Genomic DNA, 542 nt, shown 5'->3' on the forward strand with positions numbered 1-542 from the left:
AGCGTGCTGAGATAGACCGTTCTTACTACGAGAGAGCTTCACAGCTTCTTGACGAGGCGGCTTCAACTGAGGATACTGTAGCCCCTGAGCCTGAGAAAAAGCCTGTGCCAAAGGCAAAACCTGCGGCAAAGCCTGCACAGCAGACAAAGACAGCGTCAGCTTCCTTGGAGGAACTTATGAAGCTTATGGAGCAGGAGCAGGAAAAGCTCAAAAAACAGCTTGATAAAAAATAATTCTTGAAAAAAATTATCCGTCGGGCGTGTGGCTCGGCGGATTTTTTTTTGAGGGAAGCCTGATGAAAAAAGCCCATTTCAAGGCAAAAAATGCGGCTCTGATGTTGCAAATGCACATAAGTTTTTAAAAATATCGGACTAGCATTGTAAAATGATACAAAACATAAAAAATATCAAAAAAAGTGTTGACAAACAGGGTGGGATAGTGTATAATAGATACTGTTGTGAGGGACACAACAAAACAAAGTCCTGAAAACAACAAACCAGCTAAAAGGGAGCATAGCTCAGCTGGGAGAGCATCTGCCTTAC

General features: G+C 42.8%; 1 pseudogene. It reads left to right on the plus strand.

What is annotated here, in order from left to right:
- A pseudogene (locus tag QVO88_RS08630) lies at positions 1–233 on the plus strand (hypothetical protein); the annotation flags it as partial.
- Positions 234–542 lie beyond the last annotated feature (309 nt).

Origin of the sequence: Ruminococcus sp. CAG:57 (assembly GCF_000435935.1) — a bacterium.
In the GTDB taxonomy this organism is placed as follows: Bacteria; Bacillota; Clostridia; order Oscillospirales; family Ruminococcaceae; genus Hominimerdicola; species Hominimerdicola aceti.